Here is a 24514-nt window from a genome sequence, read left to right on the forward strand (position 1 = left end):
TGCAGACTCAACAGCCTGGACCGGATTCGCAGGGCAGCCTCCCCGTGACAATATTTGAGTAACATCAGCTATACTGAATATGTTTGATTTATGTCAATTCTTAAAGGAAATCGCCGCTTTTGGGCCGCCAACTGTTGATGAAAGAGAACTTAACGATGGAATTAATGAGCAATATTGAACACTTGCGCCCAAGACTTCTGAAAGTACAAAAACCGCCTCACGGCCGCATAGGGACACGATGATCAAGATGATCAAGATGATCAGAGCGCCAAAACCGGCCTCTGGTCGAGGCCATGTTGTCTGCTTTGGAAAGCGATTCCAACGGCCATCGACTGTTGCTCTGTGCGTCTCCCAAAGATCACGCGTGACGGCCAGATAATCAGCACAATTGCCGCCCCGCACCACGCCCCAGTCCGGCAATACCCCCTCTCCCGGTGAACAGTCTTGATCCGATATGGAATAACGGCCAACATGCCAGCCTATATCGCATCCACAAAAAGAAGGGATACGGTCCAAGTACCAAGGTTAAAGCCCACCGCCGGGACAGGTCGGGGGCAGTATGTAAAACAGGGAGTATAAAATGTACCTTAGAAAAATGTTTACGGTCTCGTTGTTGGCGATGACCGCGGCCAGCCCCGCGCTGGCGGAAAATGTTCTGCGGTGGACCAGCCAGGGCGACGCCCTGACCATGGACCCCCATTCGCAGAACGAAGGTCCCACAATCGCCATGAACGGGCAGATCTATGAATCGCTTGTCACCCGCGATGCAGAGCTGAACCTACAGCCGGAACTTGCCGAAAGCTGGGAAGCCGGCGCAGATGGCTGGACCTTCAAGCTTCGCCAGGGCGTCAAATTCCATGATGGCGCCGATTTCACCGCCGAAGACGTGGTTTTCTCGTTCGAGCGCGCCAAGCATGAAGCCTCTGACTATAAAGAGCAGGCCAAGAACGTCGTTTCTGTCGAGGTAATCGACGACTACACCGTCAAACTGGTCACCGACGGGCCGAACCCGATCCTGCCGAACCAGCTGACCTCCATCTACATGATGGACAAGGGCTGGTCCGAGGCCAACAACGTGGTTGCGCCGCAAGACTTCAAGGCCAAGGAAGAAACCTACGCCGTACGTAATTCGAATGGCACTGGCCCGTTCACCCTTGTCAGCCGCGCGCCGGACGAACTGACCGTCCTGGCCCGCAATGCCGATTGGTGGGGCAATGGCATGTTCCCCGGCAACATCGACAAGATCGAGTATCGTCCGATCTCCAACGCGGCGACACGTGTTGCGGCCCTTCTGTCCGGCGAAGTCGATTTCGTTCTCGACCCACCCCTTCAGGATCTCAAACGGATCGAAGGCGCCGATGGACTGGGCGTCTCCACAGTGGCGCAGATCCGCTCGATCTTCTTTGGAATGGACCAGGGCGTCGACCAGCTGCGCAGCTCCAACGTCGAAGGAAACCCCTTCAAGGACAAGCGTGTACGCGAAGCCTTCAACCTTGCCATCGACAAGGCCGCGATCCAGCGTGTCGTGATGGAAGGGCTGTCTTTCCCGACCGGCATGATCACCCCGCCGGGCGTTCTGGGCAATACGCCGGACAATGACGCCTCGTATGGGTATGATCCGGAAAAAGCCAAGGCTCTGCTGGCAGAGGCCGGGTATCCCGATGGGTTCTCGATCCAGCTCGATTGCCCCAACAACCGCTACAACAACGACGAGAAGATCTGTCAGGCCGCGGTTGCCATGTTGGCCAAGGTTGGCGTCAACGTGAAACTGGACGCGATCCCGAAGGCGCAGCACTTCCCCAAGATCCAGAAGCGGGAGACTGACTTCTTCATGCTGGGTTGGGGTGTGCCGACGCTCGACAGCCACTATGTGTTCTCGTACCTTCTGGACGGCAAAGGCTCCTGGAACGCGACCGGGTATGACAACGCCCGCGTGAACGAGATCACCAGCGCCATCACCACCGAGATCGACATCGACAAGCGCACCGCGCTGATCGGTGAGGCTTGGAATCTGGTGAAAGCCGACATCCCGTATGTTCCGATCCATCACCAGGTTCTGGCCTGGGGCATCTCCGACAAGGTCGACATCCCGATCTCGGCGGATGACGCCTTCCGCCCGCGCTTTGCCGTGATGAAGTAAGTTGAGCCTTGGGGCGGGCACATCGTCCGCCCCTTTTGCTCCGGGGGACAAATGACCACCTTCATTCTTAAACGCCTGGCACAGTCATTGCTCGTCATGGCTGTGGTTTCGGCTATCAGTTTTTCCTTGTTCAACTTCGTTGGCGATCCGGTCAACAACATGGTCGGCCAGGATGCGACGCGCGAACAGCGGATCGAAATCCGCCAGCAGCTGGGATTGGACGATCCGATCCTGACGCAGTACACACGGTTCATGGGCAATATCCTGAGCGGAGATTTCGGCCTCAGCTACCGGATCAAGCGCCCTGTTGACGAGCTGATCCTGGAACGCCTGCCCGCGACGCTTGAGCTCGTTTTTGTAAGTGCAATCATTGCCTTGGCAGTGGGAATTACGCTGGGTGTCTATACCGGGATCCGGCGCAAATCCTGGGTCAGCCGGGTCATCCTGTCGACCTCGCTCATCGGGGTGAGTCTGCCAACCTTCATCATCGGCATCGCGCTGATCTATATCTTCGCCGTACACCTGCGCTGGCTGCCATCATCCGGGCGCAGCGGTACTATCGATCTGGGCTGGTGGAAAACCTCGCTCCTGACCGTGGACGGCTGGCGCGCGATCCTGTTGCCCGCGATCACCCTGTCGCTTTTCCAGCTGACGCTGATCCTGCGGCTGGTACGGGCCGAGATGATGGAGGTGATGCGCACCGACTTCATCAAGTTCGCCCGCGCCCGCGGACTGGACGAACGCGCGATCAACTTCCGCCATGCGCTGCGCAACACGCTGGTACCGGTGATCACCATCATCGGTCTCAACATCGGCGGGCTGATCGCCTTTTCCGTGATCACCGAAACCGTGTTCCAGTGGCCGGGTACCGGGTTGATGTTCATCCAGGCCGTCGATTTCGTCGACGTGCCGATCATGGCCGCCTATCTGGTCTTTGTCGCGCTGCTCTTTGTTCTGATCAATCTGATCGTCGATATCCTCTATTTCGTCGTCGATCCTCGAATTCGCCTGGGGTCCTGATGAGCCTTCCAACTGACCGCCCCGCCACGCGCTGGGAACGCTTCAAGGACAATGACATCGTCTGGTCCTTCTTCCATTCACCCGGAGCCGTGATCGCCGCCGCCGTCACGCTCCTGATGATCCTCGCTTGCGTCTTTGCCCCGATCCTTGCGCCCTTCGATCCCTTCGATCCGGCGCAGATCTCTCTATGGGACGGCAAACTGCCTCCGGCCTGGGCCGAAGGCGGGCAGCCGCAATACCTTCTGGGCACCGACAATCAGGGCCGCGACATGCTATCGACGATCCTTTATGGCGGGCGCCTGTCGATCATCGTCGGCCTTGCGGCCGTGTGCCTTGGCATGGTTCTTGGCGTCGCGCTGGGCGTGATCTCGGGCTATGTCGGCGGCATGACCGACGCGATCATCATGCGCATCGCGGACGTCCAGCTGACCATTCCCGGCATCCTTTTGGCCATCCTGATCAACGGCATAGGCCGCGCGGTTCTGCCGCTTGAGCTGCGGGATGATTTTGCGATCTACGTGGTGATCATCGCGATTGGCCTCACCGACTGGCCACAGTTCGCCCGTGTGGCGCGCGGTGCCACGCTGGTCGAGGCCAACAAGGAATATGTGCAAGCCGCGCGTATCATCGGCCTACCCCGCTGGCTGATCATGGTGCGCCACATCTTCCCCAATACCCTGCGGCCGGTTCTGGTCATTGCCACCATCGGTCTTGCGCTGGCGATCATTTCAGAGGCAACCCTGTCGTTCCTCGGCCAGGGCATTCCGCCCACCACCCCGTCGCTGGGCACGCTGATCCGGGTGGGTAACGAATACCTCTTCTCCGGCCTCTGGTGGATCACCTTCTTCCCTGCAATCGCACTTGTTGTCCTGGTCTTCGCAGTGAACCTGCTTGGAGACTGGATGCGGGATGCCCTCAATCCGAAGCTACGATGACAGAACTTTTGAAAATCGAAGGGCTCGATGTCGAGTTCCCCACCCGTCGTGGCACGGTCAAGGCGGCACGCAATGTGTCGCTGACCGTGAACCCAGGTGAAGTTGTCGGTCTGGTCGGTGAGTCCGGGGCCGGAAAATCCACCATCGGCAATGCCATCATCGACCTGCTCGAAGCGCCGGGGCGCGTTGCGAGCGGCTCGATCCAGTTTCAGGGTGAAGAGCTGCGCGGGCGCGACGAGGATGAGATGCGCCTGATCCGGGGCGACCGGATCGGCATGATCTTTCAGGACCCGCAGACCTCGCTCAACCCCTTGATGACAATTGGCGCACAGCTAGTTGAAACCATTGAGAAAACCACCGGACTAAAAGATGCAAAGGCGGTAGCCCGCGCCGAAGAGTTGTTGGGTCAGGTCGGCATCACCGAAGCCAAGGCACGACTCAAGGCCTATCCACACCAGTTCTCGGGCGGAATGCGTCAAAGGGTCGTGATTGCCCTGGCCCTGGCCGGTGATCCCGATCTGATCATCGCAGATGAGCCGACCACCGCGCTCGATGTTTCGATCCAGGCGCAGATCCTTGACCTGCTCAAACGCCTGTGTCGTGAGCGGAACCTCGGAGTCATCATCGTCACCCATGACATTGGCGTCATTGCAAATATCGCGGATCGGGTCGTGGTAATGTACCGAGGCGAAGTGGTAGAAACCGGCGATGTCGCACAGATCCTGGGTGCACCCAATCACGAATACACCAAATCCCTGATTGCCGCCGTTCCCCGCGCAGACCGCAAACTGGACCGGTTCACCTCAGTCGATTACATCGAAGGCGACACCAAGCCTTTCAAGCGTATCGATATTCAGAGCCACTGGCTTGGCCAGGCCCGCAGCGATTCTGAAGGAAAGGCCGCCGTCGAGGTGGAAAACCTGAACCTCTCCTTTGTGCTGCAAAAGTCGTTCATCAAGAAAAACCGGCGCATGCTGCAGGCGGTGAATAATGCCACATTCTCGGTCTCCGAAGGGGAAACCTTTGGCATCGTTGGAGAATCCGGCTCAGGAAAGTCCACCATCGCTCGGTTGATCGCGGGGCTCTATCAACCTGACTCAGGGCACATCCGGGTTCTTGGGCAGGATGTCAGCTCGCGTCCGGGCAGCCAGTCCGCACAGCAGGCGCGCCGCGCCCTGCAGATGATCTTTCAGGATCCCTATTCCTCGCTCAATGCGCGGATGCGAGTCATGGATATCGTAGCAGAGCCGATCCGATATCACCGTATGACAGGAAGCGAGAGCGAAACCCGACAGGTGGTCAGCGATCTTCTGGATCATGTGGGCCTTGGAGCGGCGGCAGGCCTCAAGTACCCGCATGAATTCTCGGGAGGTCAGCGGCAGCGGATCTCCATCGCCCGCGCGCTTGCATCGCGCCCGCGCATCCTGATCTGTGACGAGCCCACGTCAGCTTTGGATGTGTCGGTCCAGGCGACGATTCTGAACCTTCTCAAGGATTTGCAAGAGGAACTTGGCCTCACGATGATCTTCATCAGCCACGATCTGCCGGTGATCCGCCAGATGTGTGACCGGATCGCGGTGATGCGTCATGGAACGATCTGCGAGATCGCAGAGGCCGAGACCCTCTTCGAGGCCCCGACCCACGACTACTCGCGCCACTTGCTGGATCTGATGCCGCGGATGGATCTCTTGGGCGGAGACCGCGTCGTCACCGCCTGAGGGTCAATCGAAACTCAAACTGGCCTACGAGAACAGCTCGTGGGCCAGTTCAAGCGCGTCGACCAGCGTGTCGACCTCTTCCTTGGTGTTGTAAAGGCCAAAGGACGCGCGGCAGGTTGCAGCCACACCGAGGTGCTCCATCAGCGGACCGGCACAGTGCTGCCCGGCCCGCACCGCGACACCCTTTTTATCGAGAATGGTCGAAATATCATGAGGATGCGCCGCATTATTCATGGTGAAGCTAAAGATCGCCGCACGCTCCTTGGTCTGCCCCTGAACGCTGAGCCAGTTGAGCCCCGAAAGGCGTTCGGTGGCATAGGTGCAAAGATCCTTTTCGTGGGCCGCGATGTTCTCCATCCCCAGATCCATCATGTATTCGAGCGCCACGCCAAGACCAATTGTCTGGACAATTCCGGGCGTGCCGGCCTCGAACTTCATTGGCGGATCATTGTAGATGACCCCATCGCGTGTGACCTCTTTGATCATGTCACCGCCCCCGATAAAGGGACGCATCTCGGCCATGCGTTCGGGCCGAATGTAAATCGCGCCAGACCCGGAGGGGCCGTATAGTTTGTGACCGGTAATCGCATAGAAATCACAGCCGATGTCCTGCACGTCCACCGGCATGTGAACCGCACCTTGTGAGCCATCCACCAGAACCGGCACGCCTTTTGCATGCGCGCCCTCGGTGATCGCCTTTACGTCCACAATGGTGCCAAGGACGTTGGAACACTGGGTGACGGCCACGAGCTTGGTCTTGGGTCCGATGGCATCGATCACCGCCTGCGGGTCCAGGCTGCCATCCGGCCCGGTTTCGACCCATTTCAGAACCGCTCCCTGCCGCTCTCGCAGAAAATGCCAGGGCACGATATTGGCGTGATGCTCCATAACGGACAGAACGATTTCGTCACCCGGTTCGAACCGGGGCATGGCCCAGCTGTAGGCCACCAGATTGATCCCCTCGGTGGTGCCGGAATTCAGGACAATGGTGTTTTCATCGCCTGCGTTCAGGAAGCGCGCGATGACGCCCCGGACGCCTTCATACTTTTCGGTCGCCAGGTTCGAAAGGAAGTGCAAGCCCCTGTGAACATTTGCATATTCTTCGGAATAGGCACGCGTGATCGCGTCAATCACCACCGACGGCTTTTGCGCAGACGCACCATTGTCAAGATAGGTCAGCGGCTTGCCGTTCACCTGCCGGGACAGGATCGGAAACTCGGAGCGGATCTTTTCGACGTCATACATATGCGGGCAGTCCCAGGTTGTCAGGGCCAAAGAGACCCATAGCGAATGTCAGAGCAAAAAGCGCCAGAAGACTCGCCATCAGAAGAACGGCAAAGGCGCGCCAGAGAGAGTTGAAACGATGCCCCTCATTCACGAAATGGAGCAGTACAAAAACAAGGTAGAGATTGACCGCGAGGCTCAGCAAACCGCCAAGCCCGGGCGATAACACCATAACCACGATCAATGCGACCTGGATGCCAACGCGGATGAACTGCAGCCAGATCATCATCGACAACACGTCGAAAAAGCGAGCCTGCCCGCCGATCATACGCCCTGAAACCGTTACGGCTGCGGAAAAGGCGATCACTATGCCAGCGGACAGGGTCATATAGGTAATGGGCGATGGGTTCAGAAACGCCAGTTCCGCCGGAATGGGAAACAGGACCGTCATCATCGCATACGTCAGCGCATTCAAAACCGCGACAAGGAACAGCGCCGTCCAAGTCGCCTCTCCCCGCAAGTTCTGCGCCAAAACGATCCGCGCAGCTGCAGAGGGATTGCGCAGAGTCAAACGACCAAGAGTGAGAATGGCAGTCATGTCCGGGTCCAATATGCCTCGATCATGCCAGAGAGCCAGAACCACAGGCAGACCGCAAGCCACAAGATACCGACGCTGCTGAGCGCGGGTCCCGGCCCAATAAACCCGGCGACCAATCCGTTCAGCAAAAGAAGCGGGCTGGAGGCCAAAAGCGTCCAGAACAAAACAAGCCTGGACCGATAGGAGTCCCCTGCCCCTCCGAAAAGTCGGGCCAGAAGGTGCACGACCCAGGACACCGTATAAAGCGCCAGGGGAGCAATGAAAATCAGGCCGAGCAGAGCGCCGCCCAGCAGCATGTTCAGCTCCTGCCCCGTGAGATGCGCCTCGCGTGAGAGGCGCGGCATCTGCGCGACAAAGGCAAGCGTGCAGCCGAACATCAGGAAGGCCAGCAGACGATCCTCACGCGGCCCCATGGACAGGAGCCGCGCGATGACACGGCGCGGCCCCCGATAGGTTGCCACGATATCGGTGGTCACGGCCATCAGCGACGCCGGGCCAACCAGCCCTCAAGGCGCGTGACGATGGCGGCGGCGATCTCTTCGTCTTCGATCTCTTCTACCGCTTCGGCCAAAAAGGCGAGTGTCAGCAGATCGGTGGCATCGCCTTCCGGCACCCCGCGTGAGCGCAGGTAAAACAGCGCGTCCTCGTCGATCGCACCGGAGGTGGAGCCATGCGAACAGGCCACATCGTCAGCGTAGATTTCGAGTTCCGGCTTGGCCAGGAACTGGCTGTCGTCATCCAGCAGAAGAGACTGGGAAATCTGATATCCGTCAGTCTTTTGCGCGCCTTCCTTCACCAGGATCTTGCCCTGAAAGACCCCCGTGGCACCGTTGTGCAGCACCTTCTTGAACACCTGACGGCTTTCGCAGTTCACCGCGTCATGAGTGATGAAAACCGTATCATCGTGGTGAAAATCGCCGTCACCAGCACAGGCACCCGCGATATGGGCGATGGCATCATCACCGGTCAACTCAATGACGGCCTCGTTGCGGGTCAACACGCCGTTCACTGTCAGGGTGAAGCTCTTGAACTCGGACTCGGACCCAAGACGGGCAAACAAATGCGTCGCTGCGCGGCGTTCATGATCGCGGCCTTGGGCCCGGACCAGATGAAGCTTGCCGGTGTCGGCGATGTCGATTTCCATGCACTTGTTGAAGCGCGAGGCGGCAGGGCCGTTCTCAAGAATGGTGGCTTCGGCACCCGCGTCCACGCGGATCACGTGGTGCAGGATCGCATCCGAGCCGTCATCCGAATGGCGATAGATCATGTTGATCGGCTTTGACGGTTTGCCGGTCACATGGATCGCAAGGCCGTCTTGTGCAAAAGCAGTATTGAGCGCCGCCAAGGGGCGCGCAACAGGGGATTGGCCACGAGCCTCAAGAACGCCGTACAAGTCCTTGGCCCAATGGATATCTTTGCCACAGATATCTGAAATGCGATCAATCGAAATGCCTTCGAGGGACAGATCATCGGACTCTTCCGCCGAGAACACACCATCGACGAATACGATCTTGATGCGGTCGAATTCGTCGAACATCGGCGCTTCGTCGGTTTCAAAGACAGCCGCCTTGGGCGCCTCAGCTTGCGTCAGAGTATCCGGCTGGGTGTATTTCCAATACTCGTCGCGGCGCCCCGGCAGGCCCAGGGTCTGCACGCGGGACAGGGCCGCGCGGCGCGCATCCTCAAGGCAACCGCCCGTTGGCAAGGTCAGCGCGGCCAGCCGCGCATCGGTCGCGGTTTGCTTTACCTCTGGAAGCGCCATTTACGCCACCTCTGCCAGGATATCGGCATAGCCGTTGTTTTCCACCTCAAGCGCCAGCTCGGGGCCACCGGTTTTCACGATGCGACCATTGGCCATAATGTGCACCACGTCGGGTTTGATGTGATCCAGCAGGCGCTGGTAGTGGGTGATCACCAGGAAACCGCGGCCTTCGTCGCGCAGGGCGTTCACGCCCTCGGCCACCAGTTTCATCGCATCCACATCAAGGCCGGAGTCGGTTTCATCCAGGATGCACATCTTCGGCTCCAGCATGGCCATCTGGAGGATCTCGTTGCGCTTTTTCTCACCGCCCGAAAAGCCCACATTGACCGGGCGCTTCAGCATCTCGGCGTCGATCTTGAGCGTCTTGGCCTTTGCGCGCACCTCTTTGAGGAAATCGGCGGCAGAAAGCTCTTCCTCGCCGCGCGCCTTGCGCTGTGCGTTTACAGCGGTACGCAGGAAGGTCATGTTGCCCACGCCGGGGATTTCCACAGGGTACTGAAACGCAAGGAACAGGCCAGCGGCGGCGCGCTCTTCCGGCTCCAGCTCCAGCAGATCCTCACCATCCAAGGTCGCAGAGCCGCCGGTGACCTCATAGCCGTCCTTGCCCGACAGGACATAGGAGAGGGTCGATTTACCCGACCCGTTCGGCCCCATGATCGCGTGCACCTTGCCAGCCTCAACCGTCAGGTCCACACCTTTGAGGATCTGCTTGTCCTCTTCTTCAAGTTTCACTTGCAGGTTTTTGATTTCCAGCATGATTTCCTCGTTTTTGTCTCTTCGGGGCTGCCCCCGGTTGTTCCCATGCCCCAAGGGGCGAATTCCTTAGCCGAGTAGCACGGCCGTTCCACTGGCGGAGACCATCAACATGGATTGGCCCACCACTTCGTAATCCAGATCAACGCCGACCACGGCGTTTGCCCCCTTGGCGCGGGCGCGGTCTTCCAGCTCTGCCAGCGCCGTTTCGCGCGCGTCCTGCAGCTTGCTTTCGTAGGCGCCAGAGCGGCCCCCGACGATATCGGTGATCGAAGCAAAGACATCGCGCACCACATTGGCGCCCATGATCGCCTCACCCACGACGATGCCCTTGTATTCGGCGATCTGATAGCCCTCGACCGAGTTAGTGGTTGTTACGATCATTTGCGGATCCTCTTTTCCAAGCTTTCCACAGCTATTCTCAAGGCCTCTTGGTTCACCTTTTTTACCCTTGCGAGCCGACGGCATCCGGTCCAGCCGAGCAACAATGCCGGGAAAAGGCCCAGAAACCAATGCCATGGCTCGATTACCTCAATGCCGGTCAGCGCGAACAAACCGCAGACAACAAGAGAGAGAAAAGGTAGCAAGAAAAGCAGAGATCTTTTTGCGGCGGCAACTTCGGCTTGTTTGTGAGCCGTGACCATCGCCTCAATTCCCTCTGCCTCAATCACGTTCTTAGCCCACCGAACCTTCCAAGCTGATCGCAACCAGTTGCTGCGCTTCCATGGCGAATTCCATCGGCAGGGCCTGCAGCACGTCCTTGCAGAAACCGTTCACCACCAGAGCGACCGCCTCTTCCTCGTCCATGCCGCGCTGGCGGCAGTAGAACAGCTGATCGTCGTCCACCTTCGATGTCGTCGCCTCATGCTCCACACGGGAAGAGTTGTTCTTCACTTCGATGTAAGGCACGGTATGCGCCCCGCATTTGTCACCGATCAACAGGCTGTCGCACTGGGTGTAGTTGCGCGAGTTCTTCGCTTTAGGGTGCATCGACACGAGGCCGCGATAGGTGTTCTGCGCCTTGCCGGCCGAGATCCCCTTGGAGACGATGCGCGATTTGGTGTTCTTGCCCAGGTGCACCATTTTGGTGCCGGTATCGGCCTGCTGCATGTTGTTGGCGATGGCAATCGAATAGAACTCGCCCTGGCTTTCCTCACCGCGCAGGATGCACGAAGGGTATTTCCAGGTTACGGCAGAGCCGGTTTCCACCTGGGTCCACATCACCTTGGAGCGGTCGCCGCGGCAATCTGCGCGTTTGGTCACGAAGTTGTAGATGCCGCCCTTGCCGTTCTCATCGCCCGGATACCAGTTCTGAACGGTGGAGTATTTCACCTCGGCGTCTTCTTCGATGATGATCTCGACCACGGCGGCGTGCAGCTGCGCGACATCGCGTTGCGGCGCGGTACAGCCCTCCAAGTAGCTGACATAGCTGCCTTTATCGGCAATGATCAGGGTGCGTTCAAACTGACCGGTGTTTTCCGCGTTGATGCGGAAATAGGTGGACAGTTCCATCGGGCAGCGCACGCCAGGCGGCACGTAGACAAAGGAGCCATCCGAGAAGACTGCCGAGTTCAGCGTGGCATAGAAATTGTCGGAGACCGGAACCACTGAACCAAGGTATTTCTTCACCAGTTCGGGATGTTCACGGATCGCCTCGGAGATGGAGCAGAAGATCACGCCCGCCTCTTTCAGCTCTTTCTGGAAGGTGGTTCCGACGGAAACGGAGTCGAACACCGCGTCAACCGCCACCTTGCGCCCTTCGGCGGGAGCATTCTCAGCGCCTTCGACACCGGCAAGAATCATCTGTTCTTTCAGAGGGATGCCGAGCTTTTCGTAAGTGGCGAGCAGCTTGGGATCGACCTCATCCAGGGATTTCGGCTTCACCTCCATCGATTTGGGGCGCGCATAGTAATACTGGTCCTGAAAGTCGATTTCCGGGTAGCTGACCATGGCCCAGTTCGGCTCATCCATCTTTTCCCAACGTTCAAAGGCCGCAAGACGCCATTCGGTCATCCATTCCGGCTCTTCGTTCTTTTCCGAGATCAGGCGAACGATATCAGGGTTCACGCCCTTGGGGGCGTATTCCATCTCGATATCAGTCTCCCAGCCGTATTTATACGTGCTCACCTCAGCCACCGCATCAACGGTTTCCTGGTCAACACCTTCCTTGACTTGGGTCTGGTCCAAAGCGGCCATGATCTTCTCCTGCAGTCACGCCGCGCGGGCGCGATGTTTCTTTTGTTTCTCAAGCCACACTTCGGCAAAGCGCAGCACATCTTCTTCGGTTGTTTCCAGCCCAAGCGACACCCGGATGGCGCCCTGAGCGGTCGTCTCGTCATATCCCATCGCGGTCAGGACGGCGCTGGCTTTTACCTTGCCGCTGGAACAGGCGCTGCCCGCGCTGATGGCAAAACCGGCCAGATCCATCTGCATGACCTGCGTTTCACCCTTCCAACCGGGGGTCGCAAAGCATGAGGTGTTGGGCAGGCGTCGTGACTCTTTCCCGACAAAAATAGTCTGCCGAGCGCCGTCTGCAAGCGCATTTTCTAGAATATTTCTAAGTTCAGCGACGCGATCCCATTTTCCGTCCGCCAGATCCCGTGCTGCGGCGGTTGCGGCAGCGGCAAAGCCCGCGATTCCGATCACGTTTTCAGTACCCGAGCGGCGCCCCATTTCCTGTCCGCCCCCCTTGATCTGCGCCGCCAAGTCGGTTCCGCGCCTCAGGACCAGCGCACCGCATCCCTTGGGTCCACCCAATTTGTGGGCAGACAGCAGAGCCATTTCGACCCCAAGCCAGTTGAAGGCCACAGGCAGCTTGCCGAAGGCCTGCGTCGCATCGGTGACTGCCAGCCCCTGAGGCAGATCCTGAATGACGCCGGTTTCGGAATTCGCCAATTGCAGGGTTGCCTGTTCCGGCTGAGGCACGTCTACCGCCCCACCTGAAGATACGGAAAGATCTTCATTGATCCAGGCCCTTACAGCATCATGCTCAACCACCGCGCCGTGCAGACCGCGCCCCGACAGAGCCAGGGCCGCGCCCTCAGTCGACCCGGAGGTAAAAACAATGTCGGCCCCATCCGCCCCAAAAGCCGTGGCGATTTGTGCGCGGCTTCGTTCGATCAGCGATTTGGCCGCCCGGCCCTCGGCGTGGACCGAAGACGGGTTTCCACAGATCTCCATCGCCGCGATCATCGCATCGCGCGCCTCCGCCCTGAGCGGTGTTGTGGCATTGTGATCGAGGTAAACCCGTTTCATACAGTCATCTTTTAGAAGGGCCCAGGACAAAGGCTGTCCCTACGGGCGTGACATTCAGTCTTGATCCGCATCCACCACGGCAAAAAGGTTTGGCACCGCAGGACAGGGCGCCAGTTCATTCTCGATTACGTCCGACAGGCGCGTTTGGTGCAAGAATACATAGACCTGCGCAGAGAGGCTTTGCCACAGACGATTGGTCAAGGATTGCGCGCGCGAGCCCGAAGCGCCCCCCGAGGCCCCTGCCCCCTTGTGCATCGCATCCACGGTTTCATCCACCGCAGACAGAACATCCACCACGCGAATCTCGGACGCCGGTTTGGCCAGGCGATAGCCGCCTCCGGGCCCCCGTACCGAGGAGACCAGATCGGCACGCCGCAGCTTGACAAAAAGCTGCTCAAGGTAAGGAAGCGAGATATCCTGTCGCTTGGAGATATCCGCCAGGACGACAAGGGAGCCTTCGGGCTGCAGGGCAATATCCGCAAGCGCCACCATGGCGTAACGTCCCTTGGTCGACAGCTTCATTTTCTATTCCCCCAAATGGCAGCCCAAGCCGCGAAAACATTGACCTTGACTGCTGCAACGCATATCTCAGCTTGACAGCGCGTGTGCCCGAGGCCCTCGCAGCAATTAGAACAGTTCTAAGGTGCCTTAGGGAATTCGTCAAGTTTCCCGGCTCGGCAGTCTTGGAAATTCAGAGTAGGAACGAAGCTTACATGCCTGAGGTCATTTTCCCCGGACCCGAAGGCCGCCTGGAAGGCCGCTATCACCCGCAAAAAGAAAAAGACGCCCCCATCGCGATCGTCCTGCATCCTCATCCGCAGTTCGGCGGCACGATGAACAACAAGGTCGTCTACAACCTGCACTACGCCTTTTACAACATGGGCTTTACCGTGTTGCGGTTCAACTTCCGCGGCGTGGGCCGCAGCCAGGGTGAATACGACCAGGGTATTGGTGAATTGTCGGACGCGGCATCGGCGCTCGATTACCTGCAGTCGATGAACAACAACTCCAAGCATTGCTGGGTTGCAGGCTTTTCCTTCGGAGCCTGGATCGGCATGCAGCTGCTGATGCGCCGCCCGGAAATCACCGGCTTCATCTCGGTTGCGCCGCCCGCGAACATGTACGATTTCTCATTCCTGGCGCCCTGCCCCTCGTCCGGCCTGATCATCAATGGCACAGCCGACCGCGTGGCACCGCCCGCCGATACGGTCAACCTTGTGAACAAGCTGCACGAGCAGAAGGGCATCACCATCACCCATACCGAGGTGGAAGGTGCCGACCACTTCTTCCAGGAACCGCACATGGACACGCTGATCGGCAATGTCAGCGATTATGTCAAACGCCGCCTGACCGAGACCAGCCGCTGATGGGCACGATCGAGACGCTGGCCCAGAAACTGGCCGTCGATACGTTGAAGATACAGGACGCCATCGACGAGGACCGGCTTTATGTCGAAGTCGGTCAGGTGCTTGGAGCCGCGTCTCAATCCCTCGAAGAAGCCTTTCTGACCGAAGTACGTGTGCGTCTGGCGGAACGAAAAGCGCGCGATTTCCTGAACCGGAAGATTGCCGCCTTGCAGGCCGAAGCAGAGGCTCGGCAACAAGGCGGTGACGCGTGAGCGCACGGCTTGACGCCCAGTTCACATTCCTGCGCGAGGCGGAAAAACTCCGCCGCATAGAACGGCAAAACCTGATTCTCGACGGCTCGCGCGTTGAAAACTCGGCCGAACACAGCTGGCATCTGGCGCTGTATGCCATGGCCCTTGCCCCGCTCGCCGCTCCGGATGTCGACGTGGACCGCGTCATCCGGATGCTGCTCTTGCATGATCTGGTCGAGATTGATGTGGGCGATCATCCCATCACCAATGACGTCGACTGGGCGGCGGTCCAGCGCGCAGAGGCCGCTGCGGCACGGCGCCTGTTTGGATTGCTGCCACAGGATCAGGGCGATGCCCTTCTTTCCCTCTGGCTGGAGTTCGAAGCCGCCGAGACCGCCGATGCCCGCTTCGCAAAGCAGCTGGACCACTGTCAGCCAATCTTTCAGACCCTCTATTGCAGCAGCGTGCCCGCATTCCACATCGATGTGGTGCGTCAGAACCTGACCGAGGGGCGCGCGACCGCGCTGGAGCACAGTTTTCCCAAGGCCTTTCACCATGCAAAGAACCTTCTCGGCGAAGGGGTCGGTCAAAGCTGCCCCGACTTGACCGCCCGCCTCGGGTTCCTGAACGAGGCCGATGCGTTGAAGCAGGTGCTGCGCGCGTCCAAACTCGGCGACGGCAGCCGCCGTGAAAACTCGGCCGAGCACAGCTGGCACATCATGCTCCATGGCTGGATCCTGGCCGAACACGCCGCCCATGACATCGATGTCGCGCGTGTTTTGCGGATGCTGCTGCTCCACGACATCGTTGAGATCGACGCTGGTGACACGCCAATCCACGGCCAGCAGGATCCGGCCGCGCTCGCCGCCATCGAGGCAAAGGAAGCCGCCGCTGCCACACGGCTTTTCAACCTGCTTCCGCCACCTCACGGGACTGCCTTTCACACGCTATGGAGCGAGTTCGAAGCGGCCCAAAGTCCCGATGCCATATTTGCCAAATCGATCGACAGGGTACAGCCATTGTTCCTGAACCTCGTGAACGGAGGGGGCAGCTGGGTGGAGTACGACGTCAGCCTGAGCCAGCTGGAGGAACGTGTCGGGCTGAAGGTTGCCCGCGGGGCACCTGATGTCTGGCATTACGTTCAGACAGAGGTGCGCCCTTGGTTCGAAGCTGCAGGGCGCGTTTAGCTTTCTCCGATAGTCCCGTAATCTGAATCAAAGGGACGACGCCGCGGCGCCGTCCCCTTGTCTTACATCCGGGTGCTGCATCCGGTTGCCGTTCGCCCTGCTATGGCAAAATCATCCGACCAATCGCATCTTTCGGTTCGACGTCTTATCAGCAGAGCCGCCATCCAATTCGAACTTGGACAGAGTCTGCTCCAGTTCACGGGCCTTGCTGTCCATTGTCATACTCATGGCCGTCATTTCCTCGACCATCGCCGCGTTGGTCTGGGTTGCGCCATCCAACGTGCTGAGCGCTGTCGCCATTTCGGAGAGAGCCGAAGCCTGGTCGTTCGAGGTGCCGGAGATCTCTTCGATCAGCTTGCTCGTTTCGGAAACACGCTCCACGATATCCTGCAGCGCGCTGCCGGCGCGGTTCACCAGCTCTGAACCTTCCTTCACCTGAAGCGCGCTGGTGCCAATCAGCGATTTCACTTCATTGGCAGCATCTGCGGTGCGCTGTGCCAGGGCCCGGACCTCGGCAGCCACCACGGCAAAGCCACGGCCGCTTTCACCGGCACGCGCCGCTTCGACACCCGCGTTCAGCGCAAGAAGGTTCGTCTGGAAGGAGATGTCTTCGATCACGTTGATGATGGTCGAAATCTCGGTCGAGGATTTCTCGATATTGCCCATGGCCTTGACGGCGGCGCTCATCAGGTCGCCATTTTCAACGGCGCCTGTGTAGGCGCTGCGGGCGTTCTCGGCAGCCTTGCCAGAGTCAGAAGCACTTTTCTTGACGGACTCGCTGAGTTCCTGAAGAGCCGAGGTTGTTTCCGTCAGCGTCGCCGCCTGGGACTCAGTGCGGCTCGACAGGCTTTGGACGGAGTCCGACACAGCCTGCGCATTGCTGCGGAACTCACCCGAAATCGACATCGCCAAGCCAAGGCCTGCATTCAGGCTGTCGGCAAGCGCGTTGAAATTGGCTTTCATCGTTTCGTATTCGGCCGGGAAATCGTTGATGATCCGAGTACGCAGGTTACCGGACGCCATTGTCTGGAGGCTGGTGTCGAAGACATGCACGACGGTCTCGGTGTCGCGCTTGGCCTGCATGGCCTCTTCCTGAGCTTCTTCGGCCTTGGCCGCTTCTTCCTGCAGTTTCTGCTGCTGGGTTTCGAGCTCTTTTTGTGCTTCAGCACGCTGTTTGATGCTAAGAAGCAGGATCCCGGCCTCCACCAGCACGATCACCGCATGCATAATCGTGCGCTCAACGCTTTCGAGCACGGAGCCGCCCGGATAAACCAGGCTAGGCATAAGAAGGCTGAACGACAGGTGGTGCACGGCAATCAGGCCGGTGGCAAAGACCACCGCGCCCATGTTGTGCAGCGTCGCAACAACAGCAAGAAGTGCAAAGAACAGCATGTGGCTGTCCAGCTGCCAAGGGTGACCTGAGAACGACGTTGTAAAGAGAATGCTATGTCCGATCAGGCAAAAGCTGATCACGTAGTCGCGGGTTTTCTTCGCCATACCGCCGGACAGAAGTGCTAACACACCCAGCCCGAGGCTAAGAATGCCAATCATCCACCATGAAGTTGCGCCATTCACAAAGTAGGCCACAAGCGCCGGAACCGGCACCAAGGCCATACCCGTCAACCGCTGAAACTGCTGGCTTGCGTCCTCATTTGCGGACGCCGAACCCGAGCGTTTCATATTCTGTACCAATGTCCGCATATCGATGCGTCCCCTATTCCAACTCAATCACTCCGCGCAGATCTGCGCGATCATCTTCCCGTCAATCACGAACAAGGCGCCATTTTGCTTTAGTCGGCCCGCGTCCGCGACATCACCAAGCACCGTCAGAGCACCGAATGGCGCCCGCTCCGGCGAGATTTCTTCAAGCCCGCTCCGGACTATCACCTCGGCAGCACCAGCGCTCCACGGGGCGGCAATCACCAGAACCGGTTGCCCCTCACGAACCCCCTGATGAGCGGCCAAGGCCAGCAGCGGGGACAACCCCACCGCAACAAACGCCGCACCACCCAAGAGCAAAGACCGCATAGAACACCTCTCCAGTATGGTAGTTACACCTCGCGCGTTCATGTTCCGTTACCAAATTCGCTAAAAGTCTGCGCATCTTGCGAATTTCTGTAAAAATCTCAGTGGCACTTGCTGTGCGTTCCAAAAACCGGTGATTGCGGACAGCGCGCTTTAGCTTCACACCCCGTCGATTGCAGGCTGGCATGATGCTCCCATACCAACTAATCAGGCATTATCAGGCGAGGATGATTGCCCCCGCCGACACGGGAGTGAACGGATGCCACTGCATTACCTCTATCTTTTTGTCGCTGTCGTTGCCGAGACCATAGGCACGACGGCCCTTCAGGCCAGCCAGCAGTTCACGCGCCTTATCCCATCCCTGATCGTGCTGTTTGCATACGGGTTTTCCTTTTTCATGCTTGGTCAGACCCTCAAGATCATGCCGGTCGGTATCGTTTATGCAATCTGGTCGGGCCTCGGGATCGTATTGATCGCCATCATCGGCTATATTGTCTTTGGACAGCGACTGGATCTGCCGGCGGTTCTGGGAATGGCCATGATTCTGGCCGGGATCCTGATAATCCATCTGTTTTCCCGCTCTTCCGGCCACTGACGGCATTTTGTCGCTGCAGCGCGGCAGGCATCCGATCCGATATTTGCATTTTCGCTGGCCTTTGGGCCGGGATCGGGCTATGCGCGGCGCAACTTCCTTACAAAGGCTGACGTCATGGACCTGCGCAACATTGCGATCATTGCACACGTGGACCACGGGAAAACCACCCTGGTCGACGAATTGCTCAAACAATCCGGCGCCTTCCGCGAAAACCAGGCTGTGGCGGAACGCGCCATGGACAGCAACGACCTGGAGCGCGAGCGGGGCATCACCATCTTTGCCAAACCGACCTCGGTCGAATGGAAAGGCACCCGGATCAACATCGTCGACACCCCCGGCCACGCCGATTTCGGCGGCGAGGTGGAGCGGATCCTGTCGATGGTGGACGGCGTTGTGCTCTTGGTCGATGCCGCCGAAGGCCCGATGCCGCAGACCAAATTCGTGACCTCCAAGGCGCTGGCGCTGGGGCTGCGCCCCATCGTGGTGTTGAACAAGGTGGACAAGCCCGACGCCGAGCCTGACCGCGCGCTGGACGAATGTTTTGACCTCTTTGCTTCGTTGGATGCGACCGAGGACCAGCTCGACTTCCCGCACATGTATGCCTCGGGCCGCAACGGCTGGGCCGATGCCGAACTGGACGGCCCCCGCAAGGATCTCCATGCGCTGTTCAACCTGATCGTGAACCACGTGCCGGAACCCAAGCAGATCAAACGTCAGGGCGAAGACTTCCGCATGCTGGCCACCACGCTGGGCAGCGATCCCTTTGTTGGCCGCCTGCTGACCGGCCGCGTTGAATCCGGCACGCTGAAAGTGGGTGCCACCGTTCAGGCCCTCACCCGCGTCGGCCAGAAGATCGAACAGTTCCGCGTGACCCGCATCCAGGCTTTCCGGGGCCTCTCGCAGCAGGACATCGAAGAGGCTCAGGCCGGGGACATCGTCTCCATCGCGGGCATGGCCAAGGCCACCGTGGCCGACACGATTTGTGCCCTCGCCGTGGATGAGCCGCTGGACGCACAGCCAATTGACCCGCCCACAATCACCGTGACCTTCGGCATCAACGACAGCCCGCTGGCGGGCCGTGACGGCAAGAAGGTGCAGTCCCGTGTAATCCGTGACCGCCTGATGAAAGAGGCCGAAAGCAACGTCGCCATCAAGATCGCCGACACCCCCGGTGGTGAGGCATTTGAGGTTTCAGGCCGAGGCGAACTGCAGATGGGCGTTCTGATCGAAAACATGCGCCGCGAAGGCTTCGAACTGTCGATCTCCCGCCCGCAGGTGATCATGCGCGAAGAAGACGGCCAGACGATGGAACCCATTGAGGAAGCCACCATTGACGTCGATGACGAATACTCCGGCGCGGTGATCGAGAAACTGACCGGCGCCCGCAAGGGGGAACTGGTCGAGATGAAACCCGCCGGTGCGGGCAAGACGCGGATCATCGCCCATGTGCCCTCGCGCGGGCTCATTGGCTATCACGGCGAATTTCTGACCGACACCCGTGGTACCGGCGTGTTGAACCGCGTCTTCCATGGCTGGGCACCGCACAAGGGCCCGATTCCGGGTCGCCGCGCAGGCGTTCTGATCTCGATGGAGAACGGTCAATCCGTCGCCTATGCGCTGTGGAACCTCGAGGACCGCGGCAAGATGTTCATTGGCGCCCAGGTCGATGTCTATACAGGCATGATCATCGGTGAACACTCGCGCGACAATGATCTGGAAGTGAACCCACTGAAGGGCAAGAAGCTGACCAACGTGCGGGCCTCCGGCACGGACGAGGCCGTGCGCCTGACGACCCCGGTCACGCTGTCGCTGGAAGAGGCAATTGCCTATATCAACGACGACGAGCTGGTCGAAGTCACGCCCAACTCGATCCGTCTGCGCAAGCGCTACCTCGACCCGCACGAACGCAAGCGGATGTCCAAGGCCAACGCCTGATCCTGACAGACGATCACAATCGAGAGGCCGCCCCCAAGGGCGGCCTTTTTCCGTCTCGCATCCATGCTAGGTTTCCATCAAACACATGAGGAGACATGGCATGCGCAAGATCCAGGTACAGGGCGTGCACCACATCACGCTGACCGGCGCCGACAGGCAGACATCCATTGATTTCTGGGAAGGGCTTTTGGGCATGCCCTTTGTCTTTGATCAGCCCAATCTTGATGACCCGGACGAAGGCCACCTTTACTTCGATCCCGGTGACGGGCGGCTGATCACGGTCTTTACAAATGAAACCCGCACCCCCGATCGACGCCGCACACCGACCGAACCGGGATGCGTTCATCATCTGGCCTTCAATGTCAGCAAAGCGACCTTCACCCAGATCGAAGCCCGGCTGAGTGAGCGGGGTATCGGACATTCCGGCCACAAGGATCGCGGCTTCATGGACTCGATATACTTCAAAGATCCCATGGGGCTGCTCATTGAACTGGCTTGCTACAAGTTCGAGCCCCCTGTCGGCTGCACCCATGCCGACGTCATGATCGAGGCCCACAAAATCCGCGTCGAGCGCGGTGACTACAACATTCAGGAAGTGCATCTGGTCGACGCGATTGAGCTGTTGGTGGAGCGGCGTCAGAACAGCCTCTCAGACGACCGAAGCCCCCGCAACCCATACTGACAAAACAAAAAGAGCGCGAGGCCACCCCGCGCTCTTGTCGATTCTGCATCCTGGGACCGATGCGTTACTCGGAGGTTTCGACCACCATCAGTTCGCGTTCGGACGCGCCGCGCGCGTGATCCAGCGCTTCCTGGTATTCGGGGCTGTTGTAGCACTCCACGGCAGCCTCGACGCTTGGGAACCTGGCAACCACGTTGCGCGGCCGTTCCTTGCCTTCCAGCTGCACGAATTTGCCACCCCGGGCGATGAACTCACCGCCGTGTTTGGCGATGGCCGGACCAGCGAGTTCGGCGTATTTACCATAGGCCTCCGCATCGGTGACGGTGACGTGAGCAATCCAAAGTGCGCCCATGATTATCCCTCCAAAAGTTTTTCTGCCGCCGCAATGGCCGCATCGGCCCCGGCGAAATCCTTGCCACCGCCCTGCGCCATGTCGGGACGGCCACCGCCGCCCTTGCCACCGACGGCGGGAACGGCGGCCTTCAGCACATCCACTGCCGAAATCTGATCGGTCAGATCTTCGGTCACGCCAGCGGCAACAGCGACCTTGCCATCATCGTTGGCGATCAAGAGGATCACACCCGAGCCAAGTTTCTGCTTATGCGCATCGATGAGGCCACGCAGGTCCTTGCCCGACACGCCTTCCAGCGCCTGGCCCAGGAAGGTCTTGCCGCCAATCTCTTTGGTATCGCCGCCGCACGTGGCACCACCGCCCATGGCAACCTGCTGTTTCAACTGCGAGATTTCGTTCTGGAGCGCCTTGCGTTCCTCCATCAGGGCCTTGATGCGATCCATCACATCAGCGGGTTGCGCCTTCAGCATGGCGGCAACGTCAGCCATGCGGCCCGCCTCGGCCTCAAGGTATTCGGAGGCAGCCGCCCCGGTCAGCGCCTCGATCCGGCGCACCCCGGCAGAGGACGCACTGTCGCCAAGGATCACGAAGGTGCCGATATCACCGGTTTGCTTCACATGGGTGCCGCCGCAGAGTTCAATCGAATAGGTTTCCTTGTCGTGGCCCTTGCCGGTCGCGGCGCGGCCCATCGAGACCACGCGAACCTCGTCGCCGTACTTTTCACCGAACAGCGCCTGAGCGCCAAGGGCGCGGGCGTCATCCGGGGTCATGATGCGGGTCTCTACGGCCGTGTTCTGGCGAATGAAGGCATTCACATCGGCCGAGACTTTTGCCAGTTCTTCACCGCTCAGCGCCTTGCCGTGGCTGAAGTCGAACCGCAGGCGGTCATCGGCATTGAGCGAGCCGCGCTGAGCCACGTGATCGCCAAGCGCCTCACGCAGGGCCTCGTGCAGCAGGTGCGTGGCCGAGTGATTGGCGCGGATCGCGCTGCGGCGGGCATGGTCCACCACCAGCTGCGCCGGAGCGTTGACAGTCACGATACCATCGACAACTTCGGCAAAGTGGATGAAGACGCCTGCGGCCTTCTTCGTATCAGTTACACGCAGTTTCCCGCCTTCAACACGGATCTCACCGCTGTCGCCGACCTGACCGCCGGATTCCGCGTAAAACGGCGTCTGGTTCAGAACCACCTGAACCACATCGCCCTTGCCCGCCTCGCGCACGATGTCGCCATCCTTGACGATGGCCGCGATCTGTCCCTCGGCGCTCTCGGTTTCGTAGCCGAGGAACTCGGTCGTGCCGTGCTCATCCGCGATATCGAACCAGATCGTGCTGTCGGCGCTTTCCCCCGAACCGGACCAGGCGGCACGCGCCTTTGCCTTTTGCTCGGCCATGGCGGCATCGAACCCTGCGGTGTCCACCTCACGGCCCTTTTCACGCAAGGCGTCCTGCGTCAGGTCCAGCGGGAAACCGTAGGTGTCATAAAGCTTGAAAGCCGCCTCACCGGGCAGCGGCGCGCCTTCCTCCAGACCGGTAAGTTCCTCATCCAGCAGCTTGAGGCCACGGTCCAGCGTCTGCTTGAAGCGGTTTTCCTCAAGGTGCAGCGTTTCCTGAATCAGCGCCTGGGCGCGGCCAAGTTCGGGATAGGCAGCGCCCATCTGCTGCACCAGCGCAGGCACCAGCTGGTGCATGACCGGATCCTTGGCGCCGAGAAGGTGCGCATGACGCATGGCGCGGCGCATGATACGGCGCAGCACATAACCACGACCGTCATTGGAGGGCATCACCCCATCTGCAATGAGGAAAGAGGTGGAGCGCAAATGGTCCGCGATCACGCGGTGATGCACGTTCTGATCGCCATATGGGTCGACGTTGGTGACATCCGCCGATGCCTCGATCAGCGCCTTGAACAGGTCAGTGTCATAATTGTCATGGCTGCCCTGCAAAAGCGCGCCTATCCGCTCTAGCCCCATGCCGGTGTCGATGGACTGCATGTCCAGCGCCTTCATGGAGCCATCTTCGAACTGCTCGTTCTGCATGAAAACGACGTTCCAGATCTCGATGAAACGGTCCCCGTCCTCATCGGCGCTGCCCGGAGGCCCGCCCCAGATGTGATCGCCGTGATCGTAGAAGATTTCGGTGCAGGGGCCGCAGGGGCCGGTGGGGCCCATCTGCCAGAAGTTGTCAGAAGTGGCGATGCGGATGATCCGGTCCTCGGGCACGCCGACCTTTTTCCAGATTTCAAAAGCCTCATCATCGGTATGGTAGACCGTGGTCAGAAGGCGGCTCTTGTCGATGCCGAATTCCTTGGTGATCAACTCCCAGGCAAAGGGGATCGCCTCGGTCTTGAAGTAATCGCCAAAGGAGAAATTCCCCAGCATTTCGAAAAACGTATGGTGACGCGCGGTGTAGCCGACATTGTCGAGGTCATTGTGCTTGCCGCCGGCGCGCACGCATTTCTGCGCAGTGGTCGCGCGTTTGTAGTCGCGATGCTCGACCCCGGTGAAGAGGTTCTTGAACTGAACCATGCCCGAGTTTGTGAACATCAGGGTCGGGTCGTTACGGGGCACCAGGGGGCTGGACGGCACGATCTCGTGGCCCTGCTTGGCAAAATAGTTCAGGAAAGTTGAGCGGATGTCGTTCAGCGTCGCCATATGCGGGATCCCTTTTCGGGCTTTGTCAGGGTTTCAGGCAGGTTTAGCCCCCCGCGCGGGCACTGTCCACTGCGTTGAAAGT

At 59.4% G+C, this 24514-nt stretch carries 25 protein-coding genes; 10 read left to right on the plus strand and 15 right to left on the minus strand.

The window, feature by feature from the left end:
- Positions 1-93: 93 nt before the first annotated feature.
- The gene (locus AADA15_RS15840) at positions 94-420 is read right to left on the minus strand and encodes a hypothetical protein (RefSeq protein WP_341642532.1); all 327 of its coding nucleotides are present in this window, start codon (positions 418-420) and stop codon (positions 94-96) included.
- A gap of 160 nt (positions 421-580) precedes the next feature.
- On the opposite strand from AADA15_RS15840, the gene AADA15_RS15845 reads away from it, so the two are divergent.
- The 4 genes from AADA15_RS15845 to AADA15_RS15860 are packed head-to-tail and all read left to right on the plus strand — an operon-like array spanning position 581 to position 5813.
- Positions 581-2140 (plus strand): ABC transporter substrate-binding protein, encoded by a 1560-nt coding sequence (locus tag AADA15_RS15845; RefSeq protein WP_341642533.1) that lies wholly within the window; start codon positions 581-583, stop codon positions 2138-2140.
- 51 nt (positions 2141-2191) lie between these two features.
- A complete protein-coding gene (locus AADA15_RS15850; RefSeq protein ID WP_341642534.1) occupies positions 2192-3160 on the plus strand; it encodes an ABC transporter permease in 969 nt (322 codons plus the stop codon).
- Positions 3160-4095, plus strand: coding sequence for an ABC transporter permease (locus tag AADA15_RS15855; protein WP_341642535.1), 936 nt, complete (start codon positions 3160-3162; stop codon positions 4093-4095). The genes AADA15_RS15850 and AADA15_RS15855 overlap by 1 nt, the downstream gene beginning before the upstream one ends.
- Positions 4092-5813, plus strand: coding sequence for a dipeptide ABC transporter ATP-binding protein (locus AADA15_RS15860; RefSeq protein WP_341642536.1), 1722 nt, complete (start codon positions 4092-4094; stop codon positions 5811-5813). Before AADA15_RS15855 ends, AADA15_RS15860 begins: the two co-directional genes overlap by 4 nt.
- Before the next feature lie 24 nt (positions 5814-5837).
- On the opposite strand, the gene AADA15_RS15865 is transcribed toward AADA15_RS15860, so the two are convergent.
- The 10 genes from AADA15_RS15865 to iscR form a co-directional block, all read right to left on the minus strand.
- Positions 5838-7058, minus strand: coding sequence for a cysteine desulfurase (locus tag AADA15_RS15865; protein WP_341642537.1), 1221 nt, complete (start codon positions 7056-7058; stop codon positions 5838-5840).
- A complete protein-coding gene (locus AADA15_RS15870) occupies positions 7051-7635 on the minus strand; it encodes a YIP1 family protein (RefSeq protein WP_341642538.1) in 585 nt (194 codons plus the stop codon). Before AADA15_RS15870 ends, AADA15_RS15865 begins: the two co-directional genes overlap by 8 nt.
- A complete protein-coding gene (locus AADA15_RS15875; RefSeq protein WP_341642539.1) occupies positions 7632-8117 on the minus strand; it encodes a YIP1 family protein in 486 nt (161 codons plus the stop codon). Before AADA15_RS15875 ends, AADA15_RS15870 begins: the two co-directional genes overlap by 4 nt.
- Positions 8117-9397, minus strand: a complete 1281-nt coding sequence (locus AADA15_RS15880) for a SufB/SufD family protein (protein ID WP_341642540.1) — start codon at positions 9395-9397, stop codon at positions 8117-8119. Before AADA15_RS15880 ends, AADA15_RS15875 begins: the two co-directional genes overlap by 1 nt.
- On the minus strand, positions 9398-10153 hold the full coding sequence (sufC, locus tag AADA15_RS15885) for a Fe-S cluster assembly ATPase SufC (RefSeq protein ID WP_341642541.1): 756 nt from the start codon (positions 10151-10153) through the stop codon (positions 9398-9400).
- Between the two features lie 66 nt (positions 10154-10219).
- Positions 10220-10534 (minus strand): YbjQ family protein, encoded by a 315-nt coding sequence (locus AADA15_RS15890; RefSeq protein ID WP_341642542.1) that lies wholly within the window; start codon positions 10532-10534, stop codon positions 10220-10222.
- Positions 10531-10821, minus strand: coding sequence for a hypothetical protein (locus AADA15_RS15895; protein ID WP_341642543.1), 291 nt, complete (start codon positions 10819-10821; stop codon positions 10531-10533). Before AADA15_RS15895 ends, AADA15_RS15890 begins: the two co-directional genes overlap by 4 nt.
- 4 nt (positions 10822-10825) lie before the next feature.
- Positions 10826-12346 (minus strand): Fe-S cluster assembly protein SufB, encoded by a 1521-nt coding sequence (gene sufB, locus AADA15_RS15900; RefSeq protein WP_341642544.1) that lies wholly within the window; start codon positions 12344-12346, stop codon positions 10826-10828.
- 15 nt (positions 12347-12361) lie between these two features.
- Entirely contained in the window at positions 12362-13405 is a 1044-nt protein-coding gene (locus AADA15_RS15905; protein WP_341642545.1) for a cysteine desulfurase family protein, read from the minus strand.
- 54 nt (positions 13406-13459) lie between these two features.
- Positions 13460-13927 carry a Fe-S cluster assembly transcriptional regulator IscR gene (gene iscR / locus AADA15_RS15910; RefSeq protein WP_341642546.1) on the minus strand — a complete coding sequence of 156 codons (468 nt, stop codon included), beginning with the start codon at positions 13925-13927 and terminating at the stop codon, positions 13460-13462.
- Between the two features lie 191 nt (positions 13928-14118).
- Between iscR and AADA15_RS15915 the strand changes: the two genes are divergently transcribed.
- Genes AADA15_RS15915 through AADA15_RS15925 form a run of 3 tightly spaced genes read left to right on the plus strand, consistent with a single transcriptional unit; the run spans position 14119 to position 16189 of the window.
- Positions 14119-14772 (plus strand): alpha/beta hydrolase, encoded by a 654-nt coding sequence (locus AADA15_RS15915; protein ID WP_341642547.1) that lies wholly within the window; start codon positions 14119-14121, stop codon positions 14770-14772.
- Positions 14772-15023, plus strand: a complete 252-nt coding sequence (locus AADA15_RS15920) for a hypothetical protein (protein ID WP_341642548.1) — start codon at positions 14772-14774, stop codon at positions 15021-15023. Before AADA15_RS15915 ends, AADA15_RS15920 begins: the two co-directional genes overlap by 1 nt.
- Positions 15020-16189, plus strand: a complete 1170-nt coding sequence (locus AADA15_RS15925) for an HD domain-containing protein (RefSeq protein ID WP_341642549.1) — start codon at positions 15020-15022, stop codon at positions 16187-16189. The genes AADA15_RS15920 and AADA15_RS15925 overlap by 4 nt, the downstream gene beginning before the upstream one ends.
- A 111-nt stretch (positions 16190-16300) precedes the next feature.
- On the opposite strand, the gene AADA15_RS15930 is transcribed toward AADA15_RS15925, so the two are convergent.
- Positions 16301-17890 (minus strand): methyl-accepting chemotaxis protein, encoded by a 1590-nt coding sequence (locus AADA15_RS15930; RefSeq protein WP_341642550.1) that lies wholly within the window; start codon positions 17888-17890, stop codon positions 16301-16303.
- A 27-nt stretch (positions 17891-17917) separates the two neighbouring features.
- The gene (locus tag AADA15_RS15935; RefSeq protein ID WP_341642551.1) at positions 17918-18217 is read right to left on the minus strand and encodes a hypothetical protein; all 300 of its coding nucleotides are present in this window, start codon (positions 18215-18217) and stop codon (positions 17918-17920) included.
- Positions 18218-18473: 256 nt separating this feature from the next.
- On the opposite strand from AADA15_RS15935, the gene AADA15_RS15940 reads away from it, so the two are divergent.
- The 3 genes from AADA15_RS15940 (at position 18474) to AADA15_RS15950 (ending at position 21426) form a co-directional block, all read left to right on the plus strand.
- Positions 18474-18809 carry a DMT family transporter gene (locus AADA15_RS15940; RefSeq protein WP_341642552.1) on the plus strand — a complete coding sequence of 112 codons (336 nt, stop codon included), beginning with the start codon at positions 18474-18476 and terminating at the stop codon, positions 18807-18809.
- A gap of 114 nt (positions 18810-18923) precedes the next feature.
- Positions 18924-20744 carry a translational GTPase TypA gene (gene typA, locus AADA15_RS15945; protein WP_341642553.1) on the plus strand — a complete coding sequence of 607 codons (1821 nt, stop codon included), beginning with the start codon at positions 18924-18926 and terminating at the stop codon, positions 20742-20744.
- A 100-nt stretch (positions 20745-20844) separates the two neighbouring features.
- A complete protein-coding gene (locus AADA15_RS15950) occupies positions 20845-21426 on the plus strand; it encodes a VOC family protein (RefSeq protein WP_341642554.1) in 582 nt (193 codons plus the stop codon).
- 64 nt (positions 21427-21490) lie between these two features.
- On the opposite strand, the gene AADA15_RS15955 is transcribed toward AADA15_RS15950, so the two are convergent.
- Together AADA15_RS15955 and alaS are read right to left on the minus strand one after the other, a co-directional pair.
- Positions 21491-21778: a DUF1330 domain-containing protein gene (locus AADA15_RS15955; protein ID WP_341642555.1), complete on the minus strand. Its 288-nt coding sequence runs from the start codon at positions 21776-21778 to the stop codon at positions 21491-21493.
- Positions 21779-21780: 2 nt separating this feature from the next.
- Complete coding sequence (gene alaS, locus AADA15_RS15960) at positions 21781-24432, minus strand: alanine--tRNA ligase (RefSeq protein ID WP_341642556.1); 2652 nt, start codon at positions 24430-24432, stop codon at positions 21781-21783.
- Between the last annotated feature and the right edge of the window lie 82 nt (positions 24433-24514).

This window comes from Phycobacter sedimenti, from assembly GCF_038148855.1.
GTDB lineage: Bacteria > Pseudomonadota > Alphaproteobacteria > Rhodobacterales > Rhodobacteraceae > Phycobacter > Phycobacter sedimenti.

Excerpts from the sequence above, each read along its gene's own strand:
- AADA15_RS15845 (WP_341642533.1), top strand. The coding sequence starts at position 581 with ATGTACCTTAGAAAAATGTTTACGGTCTCGTTGTTGGCGATGACCGCG.
- AADA15_RS15850 (WP_341642534.1), top strand. The coding sequence starts at position 2,192 with ATGACCACCTTCATTCTTAAACGCCTGGCACAGTCATTGCTCGTCATG.
- AADA15_RS15855 (WP_341642535.1), top strand. The coding sequence starts at position 3,160 with ATGAGCCTTCCAACTGACCGCCCCGCCACGCGCTGGGAACGCTTCAAG.
- AADA15_RS15860 (WP_341642536.1), top strand. The coding sequence starts at position 4,092 with ATGACAGAACTTTTGAAAATCGAAGGGCTCGATGTCGAGTTCCCCACC.
- AADA15_RS15865 (WP_341642537.1), bottom strand. The coding sequence starts at position 7,058 with ATGTATGACGTCGAAAAGATCCGCTCCGAGTTTCCGATCCTGTCCCGG.
- AADA15_RS15870 (WP_341642538.1), bottom strand. The coding sequence starts at position 7,635 with ATGACTGCCATTCTCACTCTTGGTCGTTTGACTCTGCGCAATCCCTCT.
- AADA15_RS15875 (WP_341642539.1), bottom strand. The coding sequence starts at position 8,117 with ATGGCCGTGACCACCGATATCGTGGCAACCTATCGGGGGCCGCGCCGT.
- AADA15_RS15880 (WP_341642540.1), bottom strand. The coding sequence starts at position 9,397 with ATGGCGCTTCCAGAGGTAAAGCAAACCGCGACCGATGCGCGGCTGGCC.
- sufC (WP_341642541.1), bottom strand. The coding sequence starts at position 10,153 with ATGCTGGAAATCAAAAACCTGCAAGTGAAACTTGAAGAAGAGGACAAG.
- AADA15_RS15890 (WP_341642542.1), bottom strand. The coding sequence starts at position 10,534 with ATGATCGTAACAACCACTAACTCGGTCGAGGGCTATCAGATCGCCGAA.
- sufB (WP_341642544.1), bottom strand. The coding sequence starts at position 12,346 with ATGGCCGCTTTGGACCAGACCCAAGTCAAGGAAGGTGTTGACCAGGAA.
- AADA15_RS15905 (WP_341642545.1), bottom strand. The coding sequence starts at position 13,405 with ATGAAACGGGTTTACCTCGATCACAATGCCACAACACCGCTCAGGGCG.
- iscR (WP_341642546.1), bottom strand. The coding sequence starts at position 13,927 with ATGAAGCTGTCGACCAAGGGACGTTACGCCATGGTGGCGCTTGCGGAT.
- AADA15_RS15915 (WP_341642547.1), top strand. The coding sequence starts at position 14,119 with ATGCCTGAGGTCATTTTCCCCGGACCCGAAGGCCGCCTGGAAGGCCGC.
- AADA15_RS15920 (WP_341642548.1), top strand. The coding sequence starts at position 14,772 with ATGGGCACGATCGAGACGCTGGCCCAGAAACTGGCCGTCGATACGTTG.
- AADA15_RS15930 (WP_341642550.1), bottom strand. The coding sequence starts at position 17,890 with ATGCGGACATTGGTACAGAATATGAAACGCTCGGGTTCGGCGTCCGCA.
- AADA15_RS15935 (WP_341642551.1), bottom strand. The coding sequence starts at position 18,217 with ATGCGGTCTTTGCTCTTGGGTGGTGCGGCGTTTGTTGCGGTGGGGTTG.
- AADA15_RS15940 (WP_341642552.1), top strand. The coding sequence starts at position 18,474 with ATGCCACTGCATTACCTCTATCTTTTTGTCGCTGTCGTTGCCGAGACC.
- typA (WP_341642553.1), top strand. The coding sequence starts at position 18,924 with ATGGACCTGCGCAACATTGCGATCATTGCACACGTGGACCACGGGAAA.
- AADA15_RS15950 (WP_341642554.1), top strand. The coding sequence starts at position 20,845 with ATGCGCAAGATCCAGGTACAGGGCGTGCACCACATCACGCTGACCGGC.
- AADA15_RS15955 (WP_341642555.1), bottom strand. The coding sequence starts at position 21,778 with ATGGGCGCACTTTGGATTGCTCACGTCACCGTCACCGATGCGGAGGCC.
- alaS (WP_341642556.1), bottom strand. The coding sequence starts at position 24,432 with ATGGCGACGCTGAACGACATCCGCTCAACTTTCCTGAACTATTTTGCC.